This window comes from Bradyrhizobium pachyrhizi, from assembly GCF_001189245.1.
In the GTDB taxonomy this organism is placed as follows: domain Bacteria; phylum Pseudomonadota; class Alphaproteobacteria; order Rhizobiales; family Xanthobacteraceae; genus Bradyrhizobium; species Bradyrhizobium pachyrhizi.
On sequence record NZ_LFIQ01000105.1, the window covers coordinates 157,131 to 179,712 of the forward strand.

At 62.7% G+C, this 22,582-nt stretch carries 23 protein-coding genes; 7 read left to right on the plus strand and 16 right to left on the minus strand.

The features are described 5' to 3' along the window. Window positions 1-27: 27 nt before the first annotated feature. Window positions 28-483, plus strand: coding sequence for a hypothetical protein (locus tag AKL29_RS26800; protein WP_028334147.1), 456 nt, complete (start codon window positions 28-30; stop codon window positions 481-483). 22 nt (window positions 484-505) lie between these two features. Next, window positions 506-1,306 (plus strand): polyphosphate kinase 2, encoded by an 801-nt coding sequence (ppk2, locus tag AKL29_RS26805; RefSeq protein WP_050386233.1) that lies wholly within the window; start codon window positions 506-508, stop codon window positions 1,304-1,306. 41 nt (window positions 1,307-1,347) lie between these two features. Here ppk2 and AKL29_RS26810 read toward each other — a convergent pair whose 3' ends face one another. From AKL29_RS26810 to AKL29_RS26820, 3 genes are all read right to left on the minus strand, one after another. Continuing rightward, window positions 1,348-1,782 (minus strand): hypothetical protein, encoded by a 435-nt coding sequence (locus tag AKL29_RS26810; protein WP_050386291.1) that lies wholly within the window; start codon window positions 1,780-1,782, stop codon window positions 1,348-1,350. A gap of 91 nt (window positions 1,783-1,873) precedes the next feature. Then, a complete protein-coding gene (locus tag AKL29_RS26815) occupies window positions 1,874-4,624 on the minus strand; it encodes a decarboxylase (protein WP_050386234.1) in 2,751 nt (916 codons plus the stop codon). A 179-nt stretch (window positions 4,625-4,803) separates the two neighbouring features. Next, window positions 4,804-6,498, minus strand: coding sequence for a SulP family inorganic anion transporter (locus tag AKL29_RS26820; protein ID WP_050386235.1), 1,695 nt, complete (start codon window positions 6,496-6,498; stop codon window positions 4,804-4,806). 163 nt (window positions 6,499-6,661) lie between these two features. Between AKL29_RS26820 and AKL29_RS42300 the strand changes: the two genes are divergently transcribed. Both AKL29_RS42300 and AKL29_RS42305 read left to right on the plus strand, forming a co-directional pair. Continuing rightward, window positions 6,662-7,549, plus strand: a complete 888-nt coding sequence (locus tag AKL29_RS42300) for an alpha/beta hydrolase family protein (RefSeq protein WP_050386292.1) — start codon at window positions 6,662-6,664, stop codon at window positions 7,547-7,549. A gap of 27 nt (window positions 7,550-7,576) precedes the next feature. Beyond that, on the plus strand, window positions 7,577-8,155 hold the full coding sequence (locus tag AKL29_RS42305; RefSeq protein ID WP_028334141.1) for an invasion associated locus B family protein: 579 nt from the start codon (window positions 7,577-7,579) through the stop codon (window positions 8,153-8,155). Window positions 8,156-8,171: 16 nt separating this feature from the next. On the opposite strand, the gene AKL29_RS26835 is transcribed toward AKL29_RS42305, so the two are convergent. The 3 genes from AKL29_RS26835 to AKL29_RS26845 all read right to left on the minus strand — a co-directional run bounded on the left by AKL29_RS26835 (window position 8,172) and on the right by AKL29_RS26845 (window position 10,897). After that, window positions 8,172-8,546 (minus strand): response regulator transcription factor, encoded by a 375-nt coding sequence (locus AKL29_RS26835; protein ID WP_050386236.1) that lies wholly within the window; start codon window positions 8,544-8,546, stop codon window positions 8,172-8,174. 169 nt (window positions 8,547-8,715) lie between these two features. Beyond that, window positions 8,716-9,348, minus strand: a complete 633-nt coding sequence (locus AKL29_RS26840; RefSeq protein ID WP_028334139.1) for a response regulator transcription factor — start codon at window positions 9,346-9,348, stop codon at window positions 8,716-8,718. A gap of 118 nt (window positions 9,349-9,466) precedes the next feature. Beyond that, window positions 9,467-10,897 carry a sensor histidine kinase gene (locus tag AKL29_RS26845; protein ID WP_160321797.1) on the minus strand — a complete coding sequence of 477 codons (1,431 nt, stop codon included), beginning with the start codon at window positions 10,895-10,897 and terminating at the stop codon, window positions 9,467-9,469. Between the two features lie 664 nt (window positions 10,898-11,561). Here AKL29_RS26845 and AKL29_RS26850 point away from each other — a divergent pair. Beyond that, window positions 11,562-12,230, plus strand: coding sequence for a helix-turn-helix domain-containing protein (locus AKL29_RS26850; RefSeq protein ID WP_028334137.1), 669 nt, complete (start codon window positions 11,562-11,564; stop codon window positions 12,228-12,230). Window positions 12,231-12,236: 6 nt separating this feature from the next. Here the strand turns inward: AKL29_RS26850 and AKL29_RS26855 are convergent, their stop codons facing one another. Both AKL29_RS26855 and AKL29_RS26860 read right to left on the minus strand, forming a co-directional pair. Continuing rightward, entirely contained in the window at window positions 12,237-12,674 is a 438-nt protein-coding gene (locus AKL29_RS26855) for a potassium channel family protein (protein ID WP_050386238.1), read from the minus strand. After that, the gene (locus tag AKL29_RS26860; RefSeq protein ID WP_050386239.1) at window positions 12,674-13,753 is read right to left on the minus strand and encodes an AI-2E family transporter; all 1,080 of its coding nucleotides are present in this window, start codon (window positions 13,751-13,753) and stop codon (window positions 12,674-12,676) included. The genes AKL29_RS26855 and AKL29_RS26860 overlap by 1 nt, the downstream gene beginning before the upstream one ends. A 403-nt stretch (window positions 13,754-14,156) precedes the next feature. Between AKL29_RS26860 and AKL29_RS26865 the strand changes: the two genes are divergently transcribed. Next, window positions 14,157-14,576, plus strand: a complete 420-nt coding sequence (locus AKL29_RS26865) for a hypothetical protein (protein WP_050386293.1) — start codon at window positions 14,157-14,159, stop codon at window positions 14,574-14,576. A 36-nt stretch (window positions 14,577-14,612) separates the two neighbouring features. On the opposite strand, the gene AKL29_RS26870 is transcribed toward AKL29_RS26865, so the two are convergent. The 3 genes from AKL29_RS26870 to AKL29_RS26875 all read right to left on the minus strand — a co-directional run bounded on the left by AKL29_RS26870 (window position 14,613) and on the right by AKL29_RS26875 (window position 16,023). Next, complete coding sequence (locus AKL29_RS26870; protein ID WP_028334134.1) at window positions 14,613-14,930, minus strand: hypothetical protein; 318 nt, start codon at window positions 14,928-14,930, stop codon at window positions 14,613-14,615. A 122-nt stretch (window positions 14,931-15,052) separates the two neighbouring features. Beyond that, window positions 15,053-15,232 carry a hypothetical protein gene (locus AKL29_RS42985; protein WP_160321798.1) on the minus strand — a complete coding sequence of 60 codons (180 nt, stop codon included), beginning with the start codon at window positions 15,230-15,232 and terminating at the stop codon, window positions 15,053-15,055. A gap of 137 nt (window positions 15,233-15,369) precedes the next feature. Further along, window positions 15,370-16,023, minus strand: a complete 654-nt coding sequence (locus tag AKL29_RS26875; protein ID WP_082190720.1) for an ATP-dependent Clp protease proteolytic subunit — start codon at window positions 16,021-16,023, stop codon at window positions 15,370-15,372. Window positions 16,024-16,722: 699 nt separating this feature from the next. On the opposite strand from AKL29_RS26875, the gene AKL29_RS46370 reads away from it, so the two are divergent. Continuing rightward, window positions 16,723-16,845 carry a hypothetical protein gene (locus AKL29_RS46370; RefSeq protein ID WP_283809427.1) on the plus strand — a complete coding sequence of 41 codons (123 nt, stop codon included), beginning with the start codon at window positions 16,723-16,725 and terminating at the stop codon, window positions 16,843-16,845. A 29-nt stretch (window positions 16,846-16,874) separates the two neighbouring features. Here AKL29_RS46370 and AKL29_RS26880 read toward each other — a convergent pair whose 3' ends face one another. The 5 genes from AKL29_RS26880 to AKL29_RS26900 are packed head-to-tail and all read right to left on the minus strand — an operon-like array spanning window position 16,875 to window position 22,491. Then, the gene (locus AKL29_RS26880) at window positions 16,875-17,867 is read right to left on the minus strand and encodes a formate dehydrogenase subunit gamma (RefSeq protein ID WP_028334132.1); all 993 of its coding nucleotides are present in this window, start codon (window positions 17,865-17,867) and stop codon (window positions 16,875-16,877) included. Between the two features lie 41 nt (window positions 17,868-17,908). Further along, a complete protein-coding gene (fdh3B, locus tag AKL29_RS26885) occupies window positions 17,909-18,505 on the minus strand; it encodes a formate dehydrogenase FDH3 subunit beta (RefSeq protein ID WP_011088224.1) in 597 nt (198 codons plus the stop codon). Window positions 18,506-18,518: 13 nt separating this feature from the next. After that, window positions 18,519-21,461, minus strand: coding sequence for a formate dehydrogenase subunit alpha (locus AKL29_RS43435; protein ID WP_028334131.1), 2,943 nt, complete (start codon window positions 21,459-21,461; stop codon window positions 18,519-18,521). Window positions 21,462-21,463: 2 nt separating this feature from the next. Further along, window positions 21,464-21,682, minus strand: a complete 219-nt coding sequence (locus AKL29_RS26895; protein ID WP_028334130.1) for a twin-arginine translocation signal domain-containing protein — start codon at window positions 21,680-21,682, stop codon at window positions 21,464-21,466. A 29-nt stretch (window positions 21,683-21,711) separates the two neighbouring features. Next, window positions 21,712-22,491, minus strand: coding sequence for a Cro/CI family transcriptional regulator (locus AKL29_RS26900; protein WP_050386294.1), 780 nt, complete (start codon window positions 22,489-22,491; stop codon window positions 21,712-21,714). Window positions 22,492-22,582: the final 91 nt, after the last annotated feature.

A 22,582-nucleotide genomic window follows, 5' to 3' on the forward strand; every position in this document is an offset into this window, starting at 1 on the left:
GAAGATCGGGCTTAGGAGTCCCCAGCCATGCGAGACAAAATCGATGACCTGATCCCGAAGGCGCACGAGATCCAGAAGCAGGCAGCGCTGAAGGAAGCGGAGAAAGCCGAGGAGCACGCCAAGCGTGCGGCCGCTATCGAAGCCGAGAAGCGAGCGTTGATCGAGCGGCTGAGCAAGCCCTCCGGACTCAGCGAGGACGAGAAGGTCAAGCTGGCGTCGACGGTGATTCAGCGGGCGGTGCGCAACGGGCTGAGCGAAGTGCAGGTCTATCGCTTCCCCAATACGCTGTGCACCGACAAGGGGCGAGCCATCAATCAGATGGAGTCCGGCTGGGAGAAGACGCTGACGGGTATCCCCAGGGAAATATATCAGCTTTGGGCTGACTACCTGCAGCCGCGCGGCTACCGCATCCGCTATCAGATCGTCGATTACCCCGGCGGCATGCCCGGCGACATCGGCATTGTCATTGCCTGGGGTGATTAGTTGAAACGATGGACGGATATCCATGGCGAAAGACAAGCCGACTGGGAAGATGAAGCGCAAGGACTACGAGGAAGAGCTGCAGAAGCTGCAGGCCCAGCTCTGCCAGCTCCAGGATTGGGTGCAGGCGAACAAGCTCAGGGTCATCATCTTGTTCGAGGGACGCGATGCGGCCGGCAAAGGCGGAACGATCAAGGCCTTGACCGAGAAGGTCAGCCCGCGCGTGTTTCGCGTAGTCGCCCTGCCCGCGCCCTCGGATCGTGAGAAGTCTCAACTTTTCATCCAGCGCTACATGCAGCAGTTTCCGGCGGCCGGCGAGATCGTGATCTTCGATCGCAGCTGGTACAATCGCGCGGGCGTCGAATATGTGATGGGGTTCTGCACGCCGGCGGAGCACAAGCGGTTTCTCTCGCTCTGCCCGCAGATGGAGCAATACATCATCGAGGGCGGCATCATCCTGATCAAGCTGTGGCTCGAGGTCGGGATGGATGAGCAGGAGCGCCGCTTCAGGGCCCGGATCGACGATCCGATGCGGCAGTGGAAGCTGAGCCCGATGGACACGGAATCCTACCGCCGCTGGTACGATTACTCCCGCGCGCGCGACCTGATGTTCAAGGCGACGAGCTCGGAGCACGCGCCCTGGAACGTCATCCGTTCCGACGACAAGCGGCGGGCGCGGCTGAACTGCATTTCGTTCCTGCTCAAAACAATCCCTCACGGACGGGTCAGGCGCGACAAGGTCAAGCTCCCCAAGCGCTCCAACAAGGGGCGCTACAATGATCAGGCCGGACTGCGCGGAATGAAGTTCGTCGAGGAACGCTACTAGAGGTCCAGGCCGCGAAGGGCGCGGCCTGGACCTCTCCGGACCTATTTCAAACGGATGGAAACCCCGCCCACGGCGGCCGAGACTTCGGCGCCCACCTTCGGACCGCTGAGCTGCAGGATCACGCCATTGGCGTTCTGCAGTTGCACGCCGCCGGCGCCCGCGGCGATCGCCCCACCGGCGCCTGCGGCACTGTAGGAACCTTCGATCGAGGCAGGCCCTCTGAGATTGAGGGCGCGCCCGACCAGTTTGGTGGTCGAAGCGCCGATCGTGAAGCCGACGCTCATGCCCGACACCGTGAACGGATAGTGCTTGCCGCGCAGCGTCAACACGCCCTCGCCGCCTCCGACACCAACGATGAATCCACCCTTGGTGAAGATGACGGCGACCGAGCCGGTTTCAGCCAGTGACGGCGCGCTGAAGCCGGCCACTCCAATCGTCAGCATAGCAAGAGCTCCAATCAAACTCACTTTTCTCATCATGTCCCTCCAGGAACCGGTTGCGTTACGCCTTGTTGCGCAAGACTCATCGCCGCAAGAATGCGAAGACGCCTTGCGGAATCTCCCTCGTTTATGATGCAGCCTTGAACTTCGGCGCGGCCGCTCGCGGCTTGCCCATCCTGGCCAATGCCTCGGTGGTCACGAGCTTCAAGCCCTCCGCCGCGTCGTAGCCATGGATCTCCTTCACATCCAGCTTGCGCATGAAATCGATGGTCTCCTGCGTGATGACCTGGCCAGGGACCATGATCGGGAAGCCCGGCGGATAGGGAATCACGAAGTTGGCGGAGACGAGATCGGGCCCGTTCTTCAGGCGCCTGTCGATCTCGGGATCGTGCAGGCGAATATATTCGCATCCTGCCGCGTCATAGGCCGAATAGAACCCGCCGCGGATGTCGCCCTCATTCGTCTTCGTGCCGGCATCGCTGCGATAGGCGTCGTGGAAATGCGAGAAGTTGGGCAAGTCGGGGACGTCCTTCATCAGGCTCTTGACCCGCATGTCGAAGTCGACCCTGGCGTTCGCGCCGCCCTTGGCCAGGCCGCGATCGATTTCGCCGGAGATTTCGGCCAGCACCCGGACAAGATGCGCGACATCGCTCCGCGTATTGTTGATGTTGGACTGGATCAGGACCGAGTTGCGCGAGGTCTTGTTGACCTGGATGTTGTAGCGGTTGGCGAGCAGCCCCTTGAACGACGTTCCGTCGTACCCGGCCGTGCCGCAGACCAGCGTCATGCGGGTCGGATCGAGACAGAACTCGTCGTCGTTCAGGCTCCTCAGGGCGCTCGCCCAATTGGTACCGGCCGCCAGATAGTCGGTGAACCCGCTTTGGCGATATTCCTTCGGCACCATGGCGTCCGCGCCGAGAACGCGGAAATACCTCGAAATCAACGGATTGGTGTTGACCGCATTGCGGATGGCGAACGCGATCTCCATGGCATTGGCCACCAGTCCATAGCCCTCGAGCTCCATCTGCCGGCGCGAGACGTCGAGGCTGGCGATCAGCTGCTGGTTCGGGCTGGTCGAGGCGTGCGTGAATACGGCCTCCTTGAACTGGGCTTCGACGGTGTGGAATTCGATGTCCTTGACCGCCAGCATCGAGCCCTGGCGGATCGCCGACATCGACTTGTGCGTCGAGTTGGTCTGGTAGACGCGCAGCCGGATCTGGCGCGGATCGGGGATCAGCCTGGTCTTGAGCAGAACCTCGTCGGAAGGATTCTTGCCGAGCTCGGCCTGCTGTTTCTCATAGGTGGCGACCGATTTCGGATCGCGCATCCAGGCTTCGATCTCGTTCGCTGCGCCCATCGCGGTTCGCCGCCTCAGGAACGGTGAAAACCGCGCGAAGCCGAACCAGGCCTCGTCCCAGAGGAAGATCAGGTCAGGCTTGATCGCGAGGCATTCCTCCATCACGCGCCGCGTGTTGTAGATGTGGCCATCGAAGGTGCAATTGGTCAGGTCGATCATCTTGACCCGGTCGAGCCGGCCGTCCGCCTTCGCGTTCAAAAGCGCCCGCTTGATCGTCTGCAACGGCACCGCGCCATACATCGAGTATTCCGTCATCGGAAATGCCTCGACGTAGAGCGGCTGCGCGCCCGCCAGCACCATGCCGTAGTGGTGCGACTTGTGGCAATTGCGGTCGACGATTGCGATGTCGCCGGGACCCAGCAGCGCCTGCACCGCCATCTTGTTGGATGTCGAGGTGCCGTTGGTCACGAAGTAGACGCGGTCGGCGCCGAGCGCGCGCGCGGCCTTCTCCTGCGCCTTCTTGATGTTGCCGGTCGGCTCCAGCATGCTGTCGAGGCCGCCGGTGGTCGCACTGCTCTCGGCAAGGAACAGGTTCAGACCGTAGAATTCGCCCATGTCGCGGATCCAGTCCGACTTGAACACGGACTTGCCGCGCGCGATCGGCAGCGCATGGAAGGTACCGATCGGCCGCTGCGCATATTTCTTCAGATTGTCGAAGAACGGCGTGTCGAAGCGGTCCTGCACGCCCTCCAGAATTGAAAGGTGCAATTCGAGGATATCCTCGACCGAGTAGAATACCCGGCGCACCACATCGGCTTCGGGATTGCCGGCCAGCTCCTCAACGTCGCGATTGGACATGAGGTAGAGATCAAGCTCGGGACGCACCCGCTTCAGGATATGGGCCAACCGGAGCGCGGACGCATCGGACTCTTCGTTGAGCCCCATGGCACCGGTCATGGCACGAAGCACCGGCGCATCGTGTCGCGAGCGCAGCGCAAAGCCTTCATTGATCACCACCGCCGCAATGTTGGGGTTCAGCATTGCCGCACAGAAGGCGTCCTCGAGGTTGCCCACGACCACGGGCTCATAGATGAAGGCGTCGACCGGACGCCGCAGCTTGCGCCACTCCGACAAGAGTCCCGGCCAGTTGCTGGCCGGCACCCCGGTCACGATCAGGGTCTCGAAGTAAGGACGGCGCGCCGCCGATTGCCCCAGAGTTGGCGGAAGCAGATCAGGAACGTCGCCATTGCCCTCGTCCTGCGTGCTCCAGTCACCTGCATGCTGGCGGAAGGATTTTGTCTGAAGTGCCTGGGCGATCCGCGTCGCGAGCATATGCGAGGTGGCGGCGTCGCCCGCCGCCGCGGCTTCCTTCAACGCCGCCATCAAACGAAGGCCCGGATAGCCGTGAAACTCCTCCGTCACCGCAAGCGCCGTCAGCGCGGCGTCATACGCCGCACGGTTGCCGCCCCTGTTCCACACCTTCGCCGCCTCAACCAGATCGCGCCAATTGTCGGCTCGTCCGCCAGGCCCGGAGAAGAACTGGTCGATGCGCTGCTGTGCCGGCTTCGCGTCGTTGGCCATGAGTGTCTCCTGATCTCGTGATCTCAGCGCTGGTTCTGTCCAATCGTACAAACGGGGCCCACTGCGCCCTTTGATCCAAGTCAAGCTGCAAGCCGGATTGAGACAGCCCCCAAGCGCGCATGATCGCGACGCCTTGCGACGCAACAAGGCTGGAATGTCGCGGCGGTCCGTACGGCACGCTAGCCGCTTGCCTGCGGCTTCCTGTTGCTCAATACGCTGTCGAGCGTACGCGTCCAGTCGCCGCTATCGGTCTTGTCGGCAAGACCATCCGCCCGAAGCAGATCCCGCAACTGCGCGTGCGCGCCCACGATGCAGAATGTGATCTGGCGCGATGCGAGTTCCTGCTGAAGGTCGTGCAGCATGCGCGAGCCCGCAAGGTCGATGAACGGCGAGGCCGATAGGTCACAAGCCACCAGCTTGACGTCGGGCGACATCCGAAGCGCCGCCAGCACCGTTTCGAAGATCGTCTCGGCATTGACGTAAAGGAGCGAGGTCTCCGGGCGGAACGCGATGATCCCGGTCAGGGGCTCGACGTCATCGTGTCGCGCCCGGTCGGAATAGCGCCCGCTGCCGGCTTGACGGCCCAGAAACGCGATATTGGGCTGCGACGCCCGCAACAGCAGCAGGAAGATCGAGGCGACGGCCGCCAGCAGCACGCCCTGCAATATCCCGAGGAACAGCACGGACACCAGCGCGATGATAGCGGCATAGAAATCGATCCGGCTGATCCGCCACATTCTGGCGAGCGCCGCAATATCGACCAATTTGTAGACGGCTGAGAAAACGATCGCGGCCAGCACGGTCTTCGGCAGATTGGTCAGGAGGCTCGTGAAGAACAGCAGGCAGAGCGCGAGGGTTGCCGAACAGAACACCAGCGCCAGCGGCGTGCGTGCGCCGGCGGCGTCATTCACGGCCGACTGCGACAACCCGCCGGCGACGGGATAGCCATGCCCGACAGCCGCGGCGAGATTGGCCGCGCCGAGTCCCAGAAACTCTTGCCTGACATCCAGCGGATAGCCGTGCTTTGCCGCAAAGCTTCGCGCGGCGGACACCCCTTCGACATAGGCCAGCACGAGGCATCCGGCAGCGATCGGAAAGAGATCGTCAAATTCGAGCAGACCAAATGTCGGTAACGACATCGTTGGCAGCCCGGTCGGGATCGGCCCGGTCACCGGCAGTCCCATTTGCGCGAGCCCGAGCGCGGAGACCATCAGGATCGAGAGCGCGACCACCACCAACCCAATGGGCTTTCCCGGCAGTCTCTTCTCGCCAAGCAAGAGCAGCACCGTCGCAGTCAGACCGACGCCGAGCACCAGCGGCCTGGTGTCACCCAGCTGGCCGGCAAGCTTGATCACGCGGTCGAAGAAGTTGTGACCGCCTCCAGCGACGCCGAACAGGCTGGGCAGCTGGCTCATGATGATGGTGAGACCCGCTCCGGCCTTGAAGCCCACCAGAATACTATCGCTGATCAACCGCACCAGCACGCTGAGCTTGAACAGCCAGGCAATCAGGCAGAGCACGGCGACGCTGAAGGCCACGAGACTGGCAATCTGCCCGTAACGCGTGGCATCGCCGCCGGCCAGTATGCCGACGGCGCCGGCGATCATCAGCGAGATCGCCGACGTCGGCCCGACCGCGAGTTGCCGGGACGAGCCCAGCAGGGCGTAGCCCACGCCGCCGAGCAGATAGCCATAGACGCCGATCTGCGGCGGTAGACCCGCGAGCCCCGCATAGGCCAGCGACACCGGAATCGCGTAGGCCGCCAACGTGACCCCGGCGATTGCGTCCGCCCCAAGCCAGGATGCCCGGTAGTCGGCGAGCCAGTTCGCCGGCGGAAACCAGCGCACCCAACTCGTCTCTGCCTGGATCGACATCAAGCCCGCCGTGTGACGCCACAATGTTCGCATGTGGTTGCGCCGGCGGGCCCGATGCGCGTTGATTCAGATCAAGCCTCGCAGTCCTCGATGTGCTTCTGATCTTGCGCGGCTCGATCGTCGTGACCTGCAGATTTGCCAGATGACTGCCGGAGCGCATGGCATGCGTCAGCACCGCTTACGGACCTTCGCAACCGCAGCGCTGCTGTTGCTTGGCATGATCGCTCCGGCGCGCACGGAGGACCGAGACACATCCCAGCGCATCCAGGAAGAGATCTGGGCGTTGCCAACCCCGCTGCCAATGTTCGCTTATCTGGTCCGTCCGCTCGGCGACGGCCCTTTCCCACTGGTCATCATGAACCATGGCGTGTCACTGAACGCCAGGGATCGCAGCTTCTTCCCGCTGGTCGAATTCCGCGATGCCGCAATGTGGTTCGCGCGGCGCGGCTATCTCGTGGTGGCGCCGGTCGGGACCGGCTATGGCGCGGCGGCCATCGATATTCCCGAACGCGGTCTTTATGGCCCGTTCTTCTCCAAGATCGGCAAATGCACCAATCCGAATTTCCTCGATCCGGGCCTCGCCGTCGCGCAGGTCGATCTCTGGATCATTGAGTACATGGCCGCCGAAAAGCGCACCTTGCCGAAGGACGTGATCGTCGTCGGACAGTCGGCCGGCGGCTGGGCTGCGATCGCGCTGTCGAGCCTCAACCCGCCGCAGGTCAAGGCCATCATCACCTTCGCGGCAGGCCGCGGCGGCCGTGTCGATGGCAAGCCCAACAACAATTGCGGCCCCGACAGACTGGTCGAGGCCACCGGCATGTTCGGCCATACATCGCGGGTGCCGATGCTGTGGTTCTACATCGAGAACGACACATTCTTCGGCCCGGCCCTGTCGAAGCGAATGCACGAGGCCTTCACGCGCGCCGGCGGTCGTGCCGAGTACCATCTTTTGCCGCCGTTCGGCGACGAAGGGCATTTCCTGATCGGCTCACCCGATTCCATTCCCACGTGGTCGCCCCTGGTCGAACGATTTCTCGACAAGGTTCGCTAGGCGGCCGTTCCCGCTGGAGGAGCATCCATGGTCCGATATGGTGCCTTGGCGAAGTTGGCGCTGTTTGCGGCCGGCATCAGTGCTGCCCACGGTCAACAGACGCCCTCACCACCGGCTGCGGCGAAAGACGGTGGCGAGGTGGCCCCGCGGGGCGCGCGCGCGGCGCGAGACATCAAGTATGGCGAGTGGAAGAAGCTCTGCTTCAATGCCGCCGGCGCCAAGACACTATGCCGGACGACGATCACGGGCACCTTCGGGACCGGACAGACGGCCGTTCGCCTCGATCTGATCGAGCGAGAGGACGGCAGCAGCCGCGTCCAGCTATTCCTGCCGGTCGGGATGTATCTGCAGGCCGGCGTCAAGCTATCGGTCGACCAGAAGCAAGTGTATCGCCTGCCCTATACCTGGTGCGCGACCAACATGTGCATCGCGGCGGATGTCGCCGATCCCAAGCTCCTCGAGGACATGGATGGCGGAAAGACGCTCTCGATCGAGGTCGTCGACACCAGCATTCTGACGATGACGACATCGGTGCCGCTCGACCGCTTTGCAAGCGTGCGCAAGGGCGCGCCCGCGCTGACACTCGATCAGGTCATCGATGAATGATTGAGACCGGCAGCCGCTAGACCACGCCAGCCAACAGCCGTTCAATCGGCTGGATCAGCGAATTGGCGGTGAATGGCTTGGTCAGATAGGCCACGCATCCCGATGCCATTGCCGCCATGCGCGTCGCCGGATTGTCATTTCCGGTGATGTAGATGACAGGGATTTCGATGCCCTGATCCGCCAGGCGGTGCCGCAGTTCGATCCCGGACCCATCGCTGAGATTGATGTCCAATATCAGACAGACCGCGCCGTCAAAGCTGCCATGTCTCAGTAGCGCGCTTCCGGTCTCGAATAACTCGGATGCAAATCCACATTGCCGCAGAAGCCGTCCGATCCCACGGAGCATGGAGGGATTGTCATCCACGACGAAAACGAGTTTCGCGGTCGGCAAATCCTGAAGCCTCACTCTATCGCTGAATGACCTTGGCCCGCGTGTGGATAAAGGGCACGTCAAGCGGCTACCGGCGCGCAATATTCTCGCGGCCAAGATCGGAGATACGCTGCGTCACAGAGCTTTCATATTGTACCATGGGACAGGAGGAGCAGAGCTGCCCGGCAGATCAAGCCTTGACCTCGCCACCGGACGCGCGCGTGCCGAGCTGCTCCGCGATCGAAACCAGCTCGGCAAGCGACTGCACCTCCATCTTCTCCATGACCTGGTGACGATGCGCCTTGATCGTGCGTTCGGTCGTGCCAAGCTCGTGAGCAATCTGCTTGTTGATCCGGCCGCACACAATCAGATCGAACACCTGCCGCTCGCGCGGGGTCAACTTCGCCAGCAGCGCGCGCAGCGAATCGAGCCTGGTTCGCCGGCCACGGGCCAGTTCGTGCCGCGCAAGGGCGCGATTGATCGCCTCGATCAGCTGTTCCGACGCGATCGGCTTGGTCAAAAAATCTTCGGCACCTGCCTTGATCGCCTGGACGGTGGTCGCGGTGTCGGCATGTCCGGTCAGGAATACGATCGGGAGCGTCGACCCCAGCTCGTTGAGGCGACCCTGCAGCTCGGGACCACTCATTCCGGGAATGCGGACGTCCAGCAGGATACAGCCGGCCCCTTCGTCGTCGGGCAATTGATCGAGCAATTCCCGGGCCGATGCGTAGGTGACGACGCGATAGCCTGCGAGCTTGAGCCGGCGCTCGAGCGCTGCGCGAAACGAGGCGTCGTCGTCGACTATGTGCACGTAAGCGTGCATTGCTGCTCCATCGCCGGATGATCGCCGCTACCTGTAGAATGTCCATCAGCGGCGATCTGAAAATGCTGCGTTCGTCGCAAATCGAACCTTGCAATCAGGCAAACAAGACCCAAACGCGCTACGCGGCCAGCGGCAGCGAAAGGTGGAATACCGCCCCTCCTCCGGACTGATTCTCGGCCCAGAGCTGGCCGCTATGCGCCAGAACGATCGTCCGTGCGATGGACAGGCCGATGCCCATGCCCTGCTCCTTTGTGGTGAAGAACGGATCGAAAATGTCGTTCAGCCTGTCCTGCGGAATTCCCGGACCGGAATCGCAGACGGAAATCACCGCCGACGCGTCCCCATTGACCTCCGTACGGCCGATGATGGTGCGCCCGTAGGGCATTTTGGCCATCGCGTCCATGCTATTGACCACGAGGTTGAGAATGACCTGCTGCAACTGCACCGGGTCGCCCTTCACCCGCAAGGTCTGCGGCGAGGTCTGCAGGTAGATCGCGACGTTGCGTGTCGAGGCCTGCAGCTTGAGGAAATCGAATGCTTCCCGCATGGTCTGGTTGAGGTCGATATCCTTCTTCTCAAACGGCGCACGCTTGAGCAGGCTGCGCATCCTGCGGATCACCTCGCTTGCACGCAGATCATCGCGCTTGATGTCCGAAATGATTTCCCGCACCTCTTGAAGGTCGGGCGTCGGCGAAGCGAGGATCAGCTCCGCGCTCTCGGCATTGGTCAGGATCGACCCCAGCGGCTGGTTGAGCTCATGGGCGATCGAGGACGAGAGCTCACCGGCAGTGGCCTGTCGATTGATATGGGCGAGCTCGGACAGGCGACTGCGGGCTTCGACCTCGGCACTCCGCCGCATGTGACGCTCGTGGAGCAGGAACGCAATCAGGGCGGTTTGAACCAGCAGCGCCATTGCCAGCGCAACGGCCCGCCAGCGGTATTTTTCCAGGAAGGACGGTTCACGAAAGTGAATTTCGCTGCCTTTTGGCAGACTGGCTTCGCTGACGTTCCAATGCTGCATCTGCCGCCAGTTGAAGATCGGCTTCACCACGTCAATGACCGACGGCGGGAGGCTTTCCGGCGTCTCGCCATCCAGAATGCGCAGCGCCCTGCCTGCAGCCTCGGCACCGATCAGGGATGGGACGATAACAAATCCGCCGATGCCGCCCGGTTCGAGGAACGTCTCCGCCGCAACCACGATGGGACGATTTGCCTTCGCTGCGAGAAAAGAGAGCGCATCCGAGGGCGGATAGTAGTTGCCTTTGCCGTCGCTATAGAGGCCGGTGTAGATGATCGCACTATGGTCGGGAAGCGCTGCGACCCGCTCAACGATCTCCGGCATCGGACGTCCGATGATCTCGATGATGTCGAGGCCCGGAATGCCGGCCGCTGCCTGGTCATTCCAATTGCGAAACAGAACCTGCCGCTCCCAGTCCGCGCCAACGAGCACGACGGTCTTGAGCTCCGGCACCACGGCGCGGGCAGCCGTGACGGCATCCTTGAGTTTCAAGTTCACGATGCCGCCGGTAACATAGGCCGGCGGCTGCAATCGCTTGAAATCGGCCTCTTCGACCAGCGAAAACACGATTGGCGTGTCGGGCCAGAGCTGCGGGCGCCAGCGGAGCGCAAGCTCAAGCGCAGCCGCGCCAATAGTGACCACCACGCCGATCGGCCGATTGCGATATTTCGCCTCGAGGAATCGCCGGAAATCCTCCTGATAGGCCTCGCCGCCGAAGCGATTGAGATCGAGGCTTTCGGTGTAGACGGTGGTCGGCGCGTGCCCGTGAGCGCTCACCGCATCCCTTAAGCCAACGAACACCTGGTAGTAGAAGGGGCCGCGTCGATCGGACTGGTCCAGCACCAGCATGGAATGCGGGCGTGTTTGTTGCGCCCGGAGATCAGCCGGTACCAACAAAGCAGCCAGCAGGATGATCAGTCCAGAGAGCCGAATTGCACTGCTCATAACGTTCGGAGCCGGAGACCAACAGGTTCAAAACCTAGCACCCGGTTGTCGCCGAGAAAATTGAAAAGTAATCTAAGACTGTGCGCACCAATTTACGAACAAATTGCCGCATTTCACGCACCCTGTCCTTTAGGACAATGACCTCAAGACCAATAGAGACTGGCCGGGCCCTGTCGTAGTCATTGCGCGCGGATACGCATTTCGAGCCGCCCCGGACGCTGCATCAGTCGTTACCCAAGAGAGTTAGTCCATGTTCGCTCGCGTCAATGCCAGACCCGCCAATGTGCCGAGCATCCTCGGTGGGGTGACCGCCCGGCACGCCAACTGCATCACCAGCGAATTCCACTACAGGAAAGGCACCGAGATCTACGGGGAGAAGGAGCCGGCCGAGTACGTCTACCAGGTCGTTTCAGGGGCGGTCCGCAGCTACAAGCTACTCTCCGACGGACGCCGCCAGATCGGTGCCTTTCACCTCGTCGGGGATATTTTCGGCCTCGAGAATGCCGAAACCCATCGCTTTACCGCGGAAGCCATCGTCGACACCAACGTACACCTGATCAGGCGGACCAGCCTCGAACGCGTGGCCGATTCCGATTTCGCCCTGGCTCGCAACCTGCTGGTCATGACGACCAGCAACCTGCGGCACGCCGAGGAGCACATGCTGCTGCTCGGCCGCAAGACCGCGCTGGAGCGGGTTGCCGCGTTTCTGCTCGAAATGGATCGCCGGCTGACCGGAGTCGGCGTCGTCGCCTTACCGATGTGCCGGCGTGATATTGCCGACTATCTCGGACTGACGCTCGAAACCGTGTCACGTGCGCTATCCAAGCTGCACGCCTACGGCGCGCTCAACTTTCTTGGCTCGAACCAGCGCGAGATCATGCTGGTCGACCGCGACCAGCTGTCCAGGCTGGACAACTAGCCGACGTCAGGGGGATTTCGTCAGCGCATCCTGGCGCTCGATGGTCTTTTGCAACACTTCGAACAAGACCGCGGTCGACCACCCGAACATGAGAATGCCGTTCATGGCCGCCATCGGTCCGATCAACAGCCACTGCTTGACCGGGATGACGTCGCCATAGCCGAGCGTGGTGTAGTTCACGAAGGCGAAATACAGCAGATCGCTGCCGGCGGGCGCGGCGCCGAGCACCCAATAGGCCAGGCTCCACACCACGATCTCGAGCGTGTGAGCCAGCATCAGCGCAAGCGCGGTTGCGACCATCACGCCGCTGAGCTGTAGCCCCGCCCGGCCGGCCGCGCTCAAGGCAATGTTGCGAAGCAACCCGATGGCCGCGACCGTCCACAGCGAATGGATCGCGATGTTGATCGCGCTCACCGCCGATCCCACGAGGAACTGAAGCAGCATTATCGCTCTCCCGCCAGCCGGGCGCGGTCGTCTCGGATCCATGCCGTGATCAATTCCCAGGCGACCGCGAGAATGATTGGGCCGATGAACAGGCCCACGATGCCGTGGGCAAGCGTGCCGCCGATCACGCCGACAAAGATGACGAGCGCCGGCGTGGTCAAGCCCCGCCCCATCACCAGCGGCTTCAGCACATTGTCGAGGACGCCGACGACCAGGAAGAAGAACGTGAGGGCGAGTGCGGTCGTGAAATCCTTGGCCGACCAAAGCCAGATGATGACCGGAAACAGCACGATTGCCGCCCCGATCTGCACGATCGCGAGCAGCATCACGACAAACGCCAGCAGCCCCGCACTCGGGATCCCCGCCAGCTTGAAGCCAATGCCGGCCAGCAGCGATTGCAGGACGGCGACGCCAATGACCCCGCGGGAAACCGCCCGGATGGTCGCACCTGCAAGGTCGAGGAAGTGCTCGCTCTGCTCCGGCACGATGCGGGACAGGAAGCTCCGGCACGCCGCTGCAAGCTGCAAGCCATAGGGGAACAGAAACCCTGCCACGACGACCGCCAGCAGAAACTTCAGCATCCCGATCCCGGCATCGCTGGCAAACGCAAACAGGGTCCCGGCCAACGGCTTCAGTTGCGGCACGACCTCGCGCAGCACGGCACGCAGATTGGTCGACGCCCGATCCCAGATCTCATGGAGTGGGCCGCCGATCAGCGGCCAATCCTTGATCGCGGCCGGCGGCGACGGCACGACAACGTGGCCGGCGCCGAGTTGTTCGGCGAGCTCCCTCACCCCCTCTACCGCTCCGATTCCGAGCCAGGTCGCCGGCCCGATGACGACTCCCAGAGAGATCAAGGTCAGCACGAGCGCCGCGATGCCGGCATGGCCGCCGAGCATTGCTGCGAGCCAGGTGAAGACGGGATAGAGCGCGACCGCGAGCACCACGCTCCAGGCCAGGATCGGCACGAACGGGCTGACCAGGACGAACGACCAGTAGATCAACAGCGCCAGCAATCCGAGGCGAATTGCGAGCTGGATGAACTCATCTCCGGTCACGAGTTGGCGAAGGGTTTTCAAGAGCGTGCTTTCGATCGAGCATCAGCAGCTACGCGGGAAGCGATGCCATCGCCTTGCTGCGCACGGCTTGATTCAGATCAAGCGTGACGCGTCCGGACTTTCACCGAAGTAGCGGCCCGGTTCGGGGGCAAGAATCGGGGGCCGCTCCGACTTCGCCCGGATGCGTTCGCGGTCGGGATCACGAGCGCGATCGCGCCCCATCAGGCGGCGGCCTGCCTATCCGCGGCAATTGTCCCAGGTGGAGGATCAATCGTCCGCACCGCCCTCTTGCCACTTTGATTCAAATCAAGCTTCGGGCCGGCCGCGGCTGACAGGCTCGGCCTGCTCATGGATCGGAAAGCCGCTCTCGATTTGGCTGCCTTTCGGTCACGACTGCCTGTGTCACCCCGATGTGGAGGACGTCATGAAGAACACCAAGACCCTGCTGGCCTTGATCCTGCTTGCGAGCATGGTCGGCATTGGCGCGAGCCAGGCGGCCCCGCTGCCGACCAATGTCGCGGCCATGAAGGGCATGGTCGAGAGCAACACCGCCCTTCAGGTGCGCTGGGGCGGCTGGGGCGGCTGGCGTGGCGGCGGCTGGGGCTATCGCGGTTGGCGCGGCTACGGCGGCTGGGGAGGCTATCGTGGATGGGGCTATCGAGGCTGGGGCGCCGCTGCCGCCGGTGCGATCGTTGGCGGAGCCATCGCGAGCTCGGCCTACTATGGCGGGTATCCCTACTATGGCGGTGGATACGGCTATGGCGGCGGCTATGGCTACGACTATTGTCCGCCGGGAGGAGGCTATGGCCATTACGCTCGGCCACGCTACGATTATGGATGGTAGTGCCGCTTTTGCGTGACAGGCCGGCCTTCGGTGATGTCACCGAAGGCCGAGCAGCGAACGCCGATAGCCGCTCTCGCGCGCTTCATTCCTGCACACGAAGCCACCATCGAAGCCCCTGGCATAGCGGCTTTGCCCTTTGAGGTAGTAGCGTCCGCGCCGAAAATCGAGCCAGACCACGCTATCGCCGGGGCAATGCCGCTGAGCCTGGGCTTCATAGCGGAAAGGCGTCAGCGGCAGCGCGGCCGTCTGTTGCGCGCAGCAAAACAGGAAGGTCGCGGCGCAGGCCCCGACGCCCAACCTGGCCGCCAGACGGTCTCGACGTCCGCTCGATTTTTCAGCTAATTCGAAGTGCATTCATTGCCGCCGGGAATCATCCGTGTCGTGCTGAAGACGATAGCTCATATTGTCAGAGCTTCGCGGGCGGAGCACCTCAGAACGACGATTCCAGCATCACGCACGGCCAACAAGAGGCGCGCTCAGGACGATAGCAATCCAAAGGCGATCGCCGCACTCGACAGCATCCCGGCCGTCACGACCACGACCTTGAAGGCAATATCGCCGTCGGCCGCTTCAAGCCAGCGACGCAGCCAATTGCGAGCGCCCGCCGGCTGGCTTGCGCCACGCACTCCCCGAAATCTGTCGCTGGCATACCCCATGGCTGCGATTGTAGATCGCGGTGAAACGGAGAGACCAGTGCAGCTTGTGCCAAGCAGTCAGGGTCACGTGCGACGGCTTGACTGACCCAATTGGGCTATACGAGCCGACTCGGCCCAAGGCCCACTCAACCAGCGCTCTAGCTTCCCTTCGAGCCGCCGGCGTTCCGCATCGGCCGCTCCTCCTCCGACGCGCTCTTCGAGGGCGCCGCGCTGCACATGGAGCTACTTCTTGATTCCGCGGTCGCCGTGCGAGCGGTGCGATCAAACGGATTCCGCTCCATGACCTTCAGCGAAGCGAGCTCCTCCTTGTTCAAATAGGAGATCTTTCCCGGCGGAGTCATGACCATCCTGCCGATGGCCGACGGAGGAATACGGAGCTTGGCCGACAACCTCGCAAGCTTGATCGTGTCACGAATCGTTCGACTGTCCTCGTTGCCGTGTAAATTGGAAACCGAATGGACGCCGATCCTGGCATTTGACGCCACATAACGCTTCCTGCTCGCCAGGAAAATGAAAGCGCATGCCGAGTCGCATTCTCCGGAAACGTAACTGGCGATTTGCTTCTGGTGCGCGAGCATGGCGATTCGGAAGCCTTCGTAGAGGGACCCACCTCGGGAATCGAGATCGAGGCCAACGACCCGGCGCTCAGTCGCCAGATATCCGCGAAAGCGGACAAAGTCCCCATCCCGAATATCTCCGCTGAGCTTCAAGACATCTCCAAAGCACCCCCGGACACGGGAGAACTCCATCGCGAGACAGTTCGTCGAGGTCAGCACGACCGCGATGCTCAAAACGCATCCCGCAATCCGCATCGGGCGAATTGCAGGCGCTCGAGAATGAAGCCGACCCGTTGCGACATCGCTTCGGGGTGGCAGCAACCCATGCGTGGCGCTCCGGCCGTTTGCGTCGCCGTCGATAAATGTCGCGCGGAGGACCCTCAAAGCGTGTTTCCAGGCTGCCACGGCGCTCCCCATTGGACCTGGGACCTCCCACTATAAACAGAGCATCGACGCGCATCGTGGGTTGATCTGAATCAAACCCAATTCAGCAAGCGCGCAGGCGGCAGCGCCATTTTGACGTCTAGAGAGCGACGCTGACCCTCAAGCGCACGCTCTGTGCCGAGAGCGAACATCATCTACCGGGACCTTAGGATCAGCCGGTCCAATCCAGCATCGGGTCACCGACAATCTTCACCTTAAGTCGTTCAGTTCATTTGTTTCTTTTTGCCCCCGATCCTTGAGGGGACTGGACCGCCTGAGGAATCCCATTAGGCTCGAAATGCGCGATCAATCCACGCTCCACGCGAACTGCTGGTCGCCAAGGCAACCTAACGCGGGATGCGGCGTCTCGAGGGTGCAGCGTCCCGGAAAGCCGCCGCTTGCGCCCCATGGCTTGAGCTACGGCCGCTCACACGCGCCGGACAACGATGTCCGCAACGCTTCATCTTGTGTAAACTCTCACGGCATCCCGATCGATTTGGGAGAACAACAATGAAAGTCTTCTTGCTCGCCTGCGTGGCCGCCGTCGTCGTGTCGGCAATCGGGGCCCTGGCGCTGAACCGGGTGCAAGAACCGGTCGCACAGGCCTTTGCAACGACGGGCGTACGGCTATAGCAATTTCGCGTTCAACGGCTGCGCGCGCCCTACTCCGCCGCGGTGACGGAGGGCTGGGGTCGCGCATCGCGCGCATTCTCTTCTTCAAGCCAGAGGTTGTGGTGCTCCCTGGCCCAATTGACATCGACGGTGCCGCTTCCCATCGCCTCGAACGCGCCTTCCATGCCGATCGTGCCGATATAGATGTGCGCCAGCATCACTGCCGTGAAGAGCATCGCCACGATGGAGTGGACGATCTGGGCGAGCTGCATCCCTTCGATGCCCGACAGGTAGAACGGGAACATCAGCGCATATCCCGTCGCTGCCACCAGACCTCCGCCGATGACCACGATCCAGTAGATCGCCTTCTGGCCGGCGTTGAAACGATAGGCCGGCGGATGATCGTGCCCGACGATGCCGCCGCCACGCTTGATCCAATCGACATCCACCTTGTTCGGGATGTTGCCGGCGATCCACATCAGGAAAATCAGCACGACGCCGATGGTGAACGGGAAGCTGAGATAGTTATGAACATATTTCGCCCATTGCGACCATTCGGAAAACGCCTCGTGGCCGATCAACGGCAGCAGCAATGGACGTCCAAAAGTGACGTTCAACCCCGAGATCGCCAGAATGATGAAGCAAGTCGCCGTCATCCAGTGCACGAAGCGCTCGAATGCGGAAAAGCGCACGATGGTCCGGCCGGAACGACCGCTCTGCAGCCGCACCATCCCGCGGCTGAGATAGAAGATGACCAGCGCCGCGAGCATGCCAAGTATGGCGATGCCCCCGATCCAGCGCAGCGTCACGTTCCGGAACTCGCGCCATTCACGGCCGGCCGGCTGTTCGAGAACGCCCGAGCGCTGGTCGGGAATGCTGACGCGTCCCTGCACCCGGTTCAGTTCCTGCAGGAGCTGTTGCTCCTTGACCGCGCTTGCAGTCGGGTTGACCTGCTGGGCTACGGACGGGGAAGCCGCGGAGACGAGCAGCAGGAGTCCAGCCACGCCAAGGACGAGCCGAACAAATCGTGCAAAACACGCCATAAGGTCCTCCCGATATCGACGCGACCCGCGCCAGGTCGTCGTCAGGACTCGATCGTCTCGCGATAGGCGGTCTTCCAGCCCCATGCGCCTGAGCCGTAGCCGCGCTTCAGCACGCGCTCTTTATAGATCTGGGCAATTATCTCGCCGTCGCCGGCGAGCAGCGACTTGGTCGAGCACATCTCCGCGCACAGTGGCAGCTTGCCTTCGGCAAGCCGGTTCGCGCCGTATTTCTCGTACTCTTCCTTGCTGCCATCGGCCTCGGGGCCGCCAGCACAATAGGTGCATTTGTCCATTTTCCCGCGCGAGCCGAAATTGCCGACCTTCGGATATTGCGGCGCGCCGAACGGACAGGCGTAGAAGCAGTAGCCGCAGCCGATGCAGAGATCCTTGGAGTGCAGAACCACGCCGTCGGCGGTGGTATAGAAACAATTCACCGGGCACACCGCCGCACAGGGCGCGTCCGTGCAGTGCATGCAGGCCATCGAGACCGAGCGTTCGCCCGGCTTGCCGTCGGCGATGGTGACGACCCGGCGGCGGTTGATGCCCCAGGGCACCTCGTGCTCGTTCTTGCAAGCCGTGACGCAGGCGTTGCACTCGATGCAACGGTCGGCGTCGCAGAGAAATTTCATACGTGCCATCGTCGTTGCTCCCTTATGCCGCCGCGATCTGGCAGAGAGTGACCTTGGGCTCCTGCATGCCCGTCGCGGGATCGTATCCGTAGGTGGTGATCGTGTTCGCGCTTTCGCCGAGCACGATCGGATCGGTGCCCTTCGGGTAGTTGCCGCGAAGATCCTTGCCCGCAAGCCAGCCGCCGAAATGGAAGGGCATCCATGCAACGCCCTTGCCGACCCGCTCGGTGACGAGCGCCTTCATCCTTGCCCTGGAATTGTTCTCGGCGCCGGTGACCCAGACCCAGCCACCGTCCTTGACACCGCGATCGGCGGCATCGGCAGGATTGATCTCGATGAACATGTCCTGCTGCAACTCGGCAAGCCACGGGTTCGTGCGCGTCTCCTCGCCGCCGCCCTCATATTCGACCAGACGGCCGGACGAGAGGATCAGCGGAAACTGCTTTGCAATGCCCTTCTCCACTGCGGCCTTCTGCACCGAGAATCCGATATTGGGCATCCGGAACTGCTTGGCGTCGGGCAGTGTCGGGTATTTGGCGACGAGATCGACGCGTGGCGTATAGATCGGCTCGCGGTGGACCGGGATCGGATCCGGCAAGCCGAAGGCATTCATGCGCGCCTTGCCGTTGCCGTAAGGTACGCAGCCGTGCGCCAGCGCGACGCGCTGAATGCCGCCCGACAGATCGAGCGACCACGACACCGTGTCCGGATTGGCCGGATTGATCTTGTTGATCACGGCCATTTCCGCTTCGGTGAGCTCGCTGTCCCAGCCGAGCTTCTTCAGGCTCGCCAGCGTGAATTCCGGATAGCCGTCCTGGATTCCCGACCCCAATGAATAGGAGCCGTCCGCGAGCAGGCTTACCTTCCGCGTCGTGCCGTCCGGCAGCTTCTCCTCGCGCTCGACGCCGAACCGCGGCCGGAACGTGCCGCCGCCGTCCATCACGTGCAGATTGGTGTTGTAGAGCAGCGGCGTGCCGGGGTGCTTGACCTCGGGTGATCCCCAGCACGGCCAAGGCAGGCCGTAATAGTCGCCGCCAACCTCGGGATCGTCCTTCGGCGCCCGCATCGTCAGCATGTCGAACTTCGCTTGGTTCTTCATGTGCGCCTTGAGGCGCTCGGGCGATTGTCCGCAATAGCCGGTCGACCAGCTGCCGCGGTTCATCTCGCGCAGCACGTCCTCGGCCTCGGGCAGGTTGTTCTCGACTTTGATCTTCTTGAACATCTGATCGGCGAAGCCGAGCTTCTTCGCCATCAGATAGATGATTTCGAGATCGTCCTTCGACTCGAAGATCGGCTTCACGATCTGCTCGCCCCATTGCAGCGATCGGTTGGAAGCGACGCGCGAGCCCTTGCACTCGAACTGGGTGGCGACCGGGAGAATGTAGACGCCTTCCGTGCGTCCCGCCTCGACCGCGAGCGAGGCCCAGGTCGTCGGATGCGGATCGGCGATGACGAGCAGCTCGAGCGCCTTCAGGCCGTTGAGGGATTCAGGGATACGGGTGATGCTGTTGGAGGCGTGGCCCTGCACGAACACCGCCTTCACGTTGTCCTTCTGGGCAACCTGCTCCTTCGGCAACGTCACCGCTTCGAACCAGCGGGTCAGCGGAATGCCGGGGGTTTCCATGATTTGCTTGGAATCGAACCGCGACTTCAGGAAGTCATAGTCGACCTCCCAGACCCGCGACCAGTGCTTCCAGGCGCCTTCGGCGAGGCCGTAGTAGAACGGCAGCGTGACGATATCGAGCCCGACATCGGTCGCGCCCTGTACGTTGTCGTGGCCTCGGAAGATGTTGGCGCCGGCGCCGGCCTTGCCGACATTGCCGGTCATCAGCAGCGCGATGCAGCTCGCCCGCACATTGGCGGTGCCGACGGTCTTCTGCGTCTGGCCCATGGCCCAGATCAGCGTTGCCGGCTTCTCGGTAGCGAACATCTTGGCGACGCGCTTGAGCTGCTCGCCGGGAATGCCGGTGACGCGCTCGACTTCCTCAGGAGGCCATTTCTCGACCTCCTTCTTGAGGTCGTCGAAACCGTAGACGCGCTGCCGGATGAACTCCTTGTCCTCCCAGCCGTTCTGTAGGATGTGCCACATCATGCCGTAGAGCACCGGGATGTCGGTGCCCGGCCGCATCCGCACATATTCGGTCGCGTGTGCGGCCGTGCGCGTCAGGCGCGGGTCGATCACGATGAAGTTGGCCTTTTGCAGCTCCTTGCCCTCGAGCAGATGCTGCAGCGAGACCGGATGCGCCTCGGCCGGATTGCCACCCAGGATGACCTGCGTCTTCGCATTGCGGATGTCGTTGTAGCTGTTGGTCATCGCGCCGTAGCCCCAGGTGTTGGCGACGCCGGTGACGGTGGTTGAATGGCAGATGCGGGCCTGGTGATCGGTATTGTTGGTGCCCCAGAACGCGCCGAGCTTGCGGAACAGGTAGGCGCCTTCATTGGTCATCTTGGCCGAGCCGAGCCAATAGACGGAATCGGGACCCGACTTCTCACGGACAGCCTGAATCCTGTCGCCGATCTCATTGATTGCGGTGTCCCAGGAGACGCGGGTCCACTGCCCGCCCACCAGCTTCATCGGATAGCGCAGCCGCCGCTCGCTGTGCACGAGCTCACGCACGGAGGCGCCCTTGGCGCAATGCGAGCCGCGATTGATCGGCGAATCCCAGCTCGGCTCCTGGCCGATCCATACCTCGTTCAAGACCTCGGCCGTCACCGTGCACCCAACCGAGCAATGCGTGCAGATGCTCTTGCGGACGGTCGCACCCGCCGTGAGCGGACCGGCCGCCGCGGCTTCCGCCTTGCGCACGCTGCCGAGCGGCAAGGTGCCGAACGCGGCAAGCGCGCCGCCGGCAAGACCGGATTTGCGCAGGAAGCTGCGGCGGTCGAGGCCACCGGCCTGATCTGCAGGGGAGCTGGCGGCGGAACCCTGGCGCGGGGAACGCTGGTTTGTTCGCTTGATCAGCACGGTCAACCTCCCTTGGCCGGATAACGATTGACGCGGTAGAAGGCCTTGACGTGATCGGTTTCCTTGTAGCGCGCCTTGCGCTTCTCATCGTTCGTTTCGCTGTCAGCCTGCGCAGAGCCGACCAGCGGCGTTGCGAGGGTCGCGCCGGCGCCCACCGTGCCGACGCCGACCTTGCGCAGGAAATCGCGGCGCCCGACTGTGGTAGTCCTATCTTCACTCATCGCATCTCTCCTGGACCCGCGGATGCGGGTCAGTTCGCGAACGTGAATGCTTCTGTCTCGATCTCGATAAAGGCGCGACCAAGCGCACCGACCGCACGATAGAAGACGGCGCTCTCCGCGCGCTCGATGTCGACGAACAGCCGCCCCATCCACGGCGCGACGTGTTTGCCGAAGAAGGCGCGCTGCGTGTCGAACGGCGCCGGGAAACGCCCTCCCGCGAAGCCTGCCATGATCTCGCACAGGATCGCCGCGTGATCTTCCGGCTCGGAATTGTTCGCGATGCGCTCGATCCCGGACGCAGCGAGGTCGGCGCGCAGACGCGACAGCGGCCGCTCGTTGAGAAAGCCGGTCAGATAGTAGGAGGCGTAGGGCAGGAGTTCGCCGCGGCCGAGACCTGTGAACAGATCGAAATATTCGCGTTCGACCTTCGCCGCGACTGCATTGGCGGCGGATTCGGCCAGCGCGGCATGCGCGCGCCCAAGCGGCGTCGCATCGGCGGTCAATGCAGCCAGTTGATCGAGCAGTTTCTTCGATGGTGCGGCCGACAACAGTGTCGCGAGCAGCAGATATTCCTGCGCACGCGCGACATCGACAGAATCGATCGGCGCTTCGGAGAGGAGCGGCTCGCCGTACAGATCAGGCCGCAAATTATCGCGCGATATGCCTGTGGCGGCTTCGACAGCGATCACCCGTTGCGCGGGCACCTTGCTCCAGTTCGAAACAGAGGGCTGGCTGATCCCGATTTTGCGCGCAAGCTCTGCAACGCCGCCGGCGGCGTCAATGGCTCGCTCAAGGCCAGCATCGCGCACGTGGACCTCCATCCAAGTCCCGGGTGCTGATTTTGCTTTTCTTACAAAGCGCTAGCGAAGCCTAGTCCCGGCCCAACGGGGGGTCAATCAG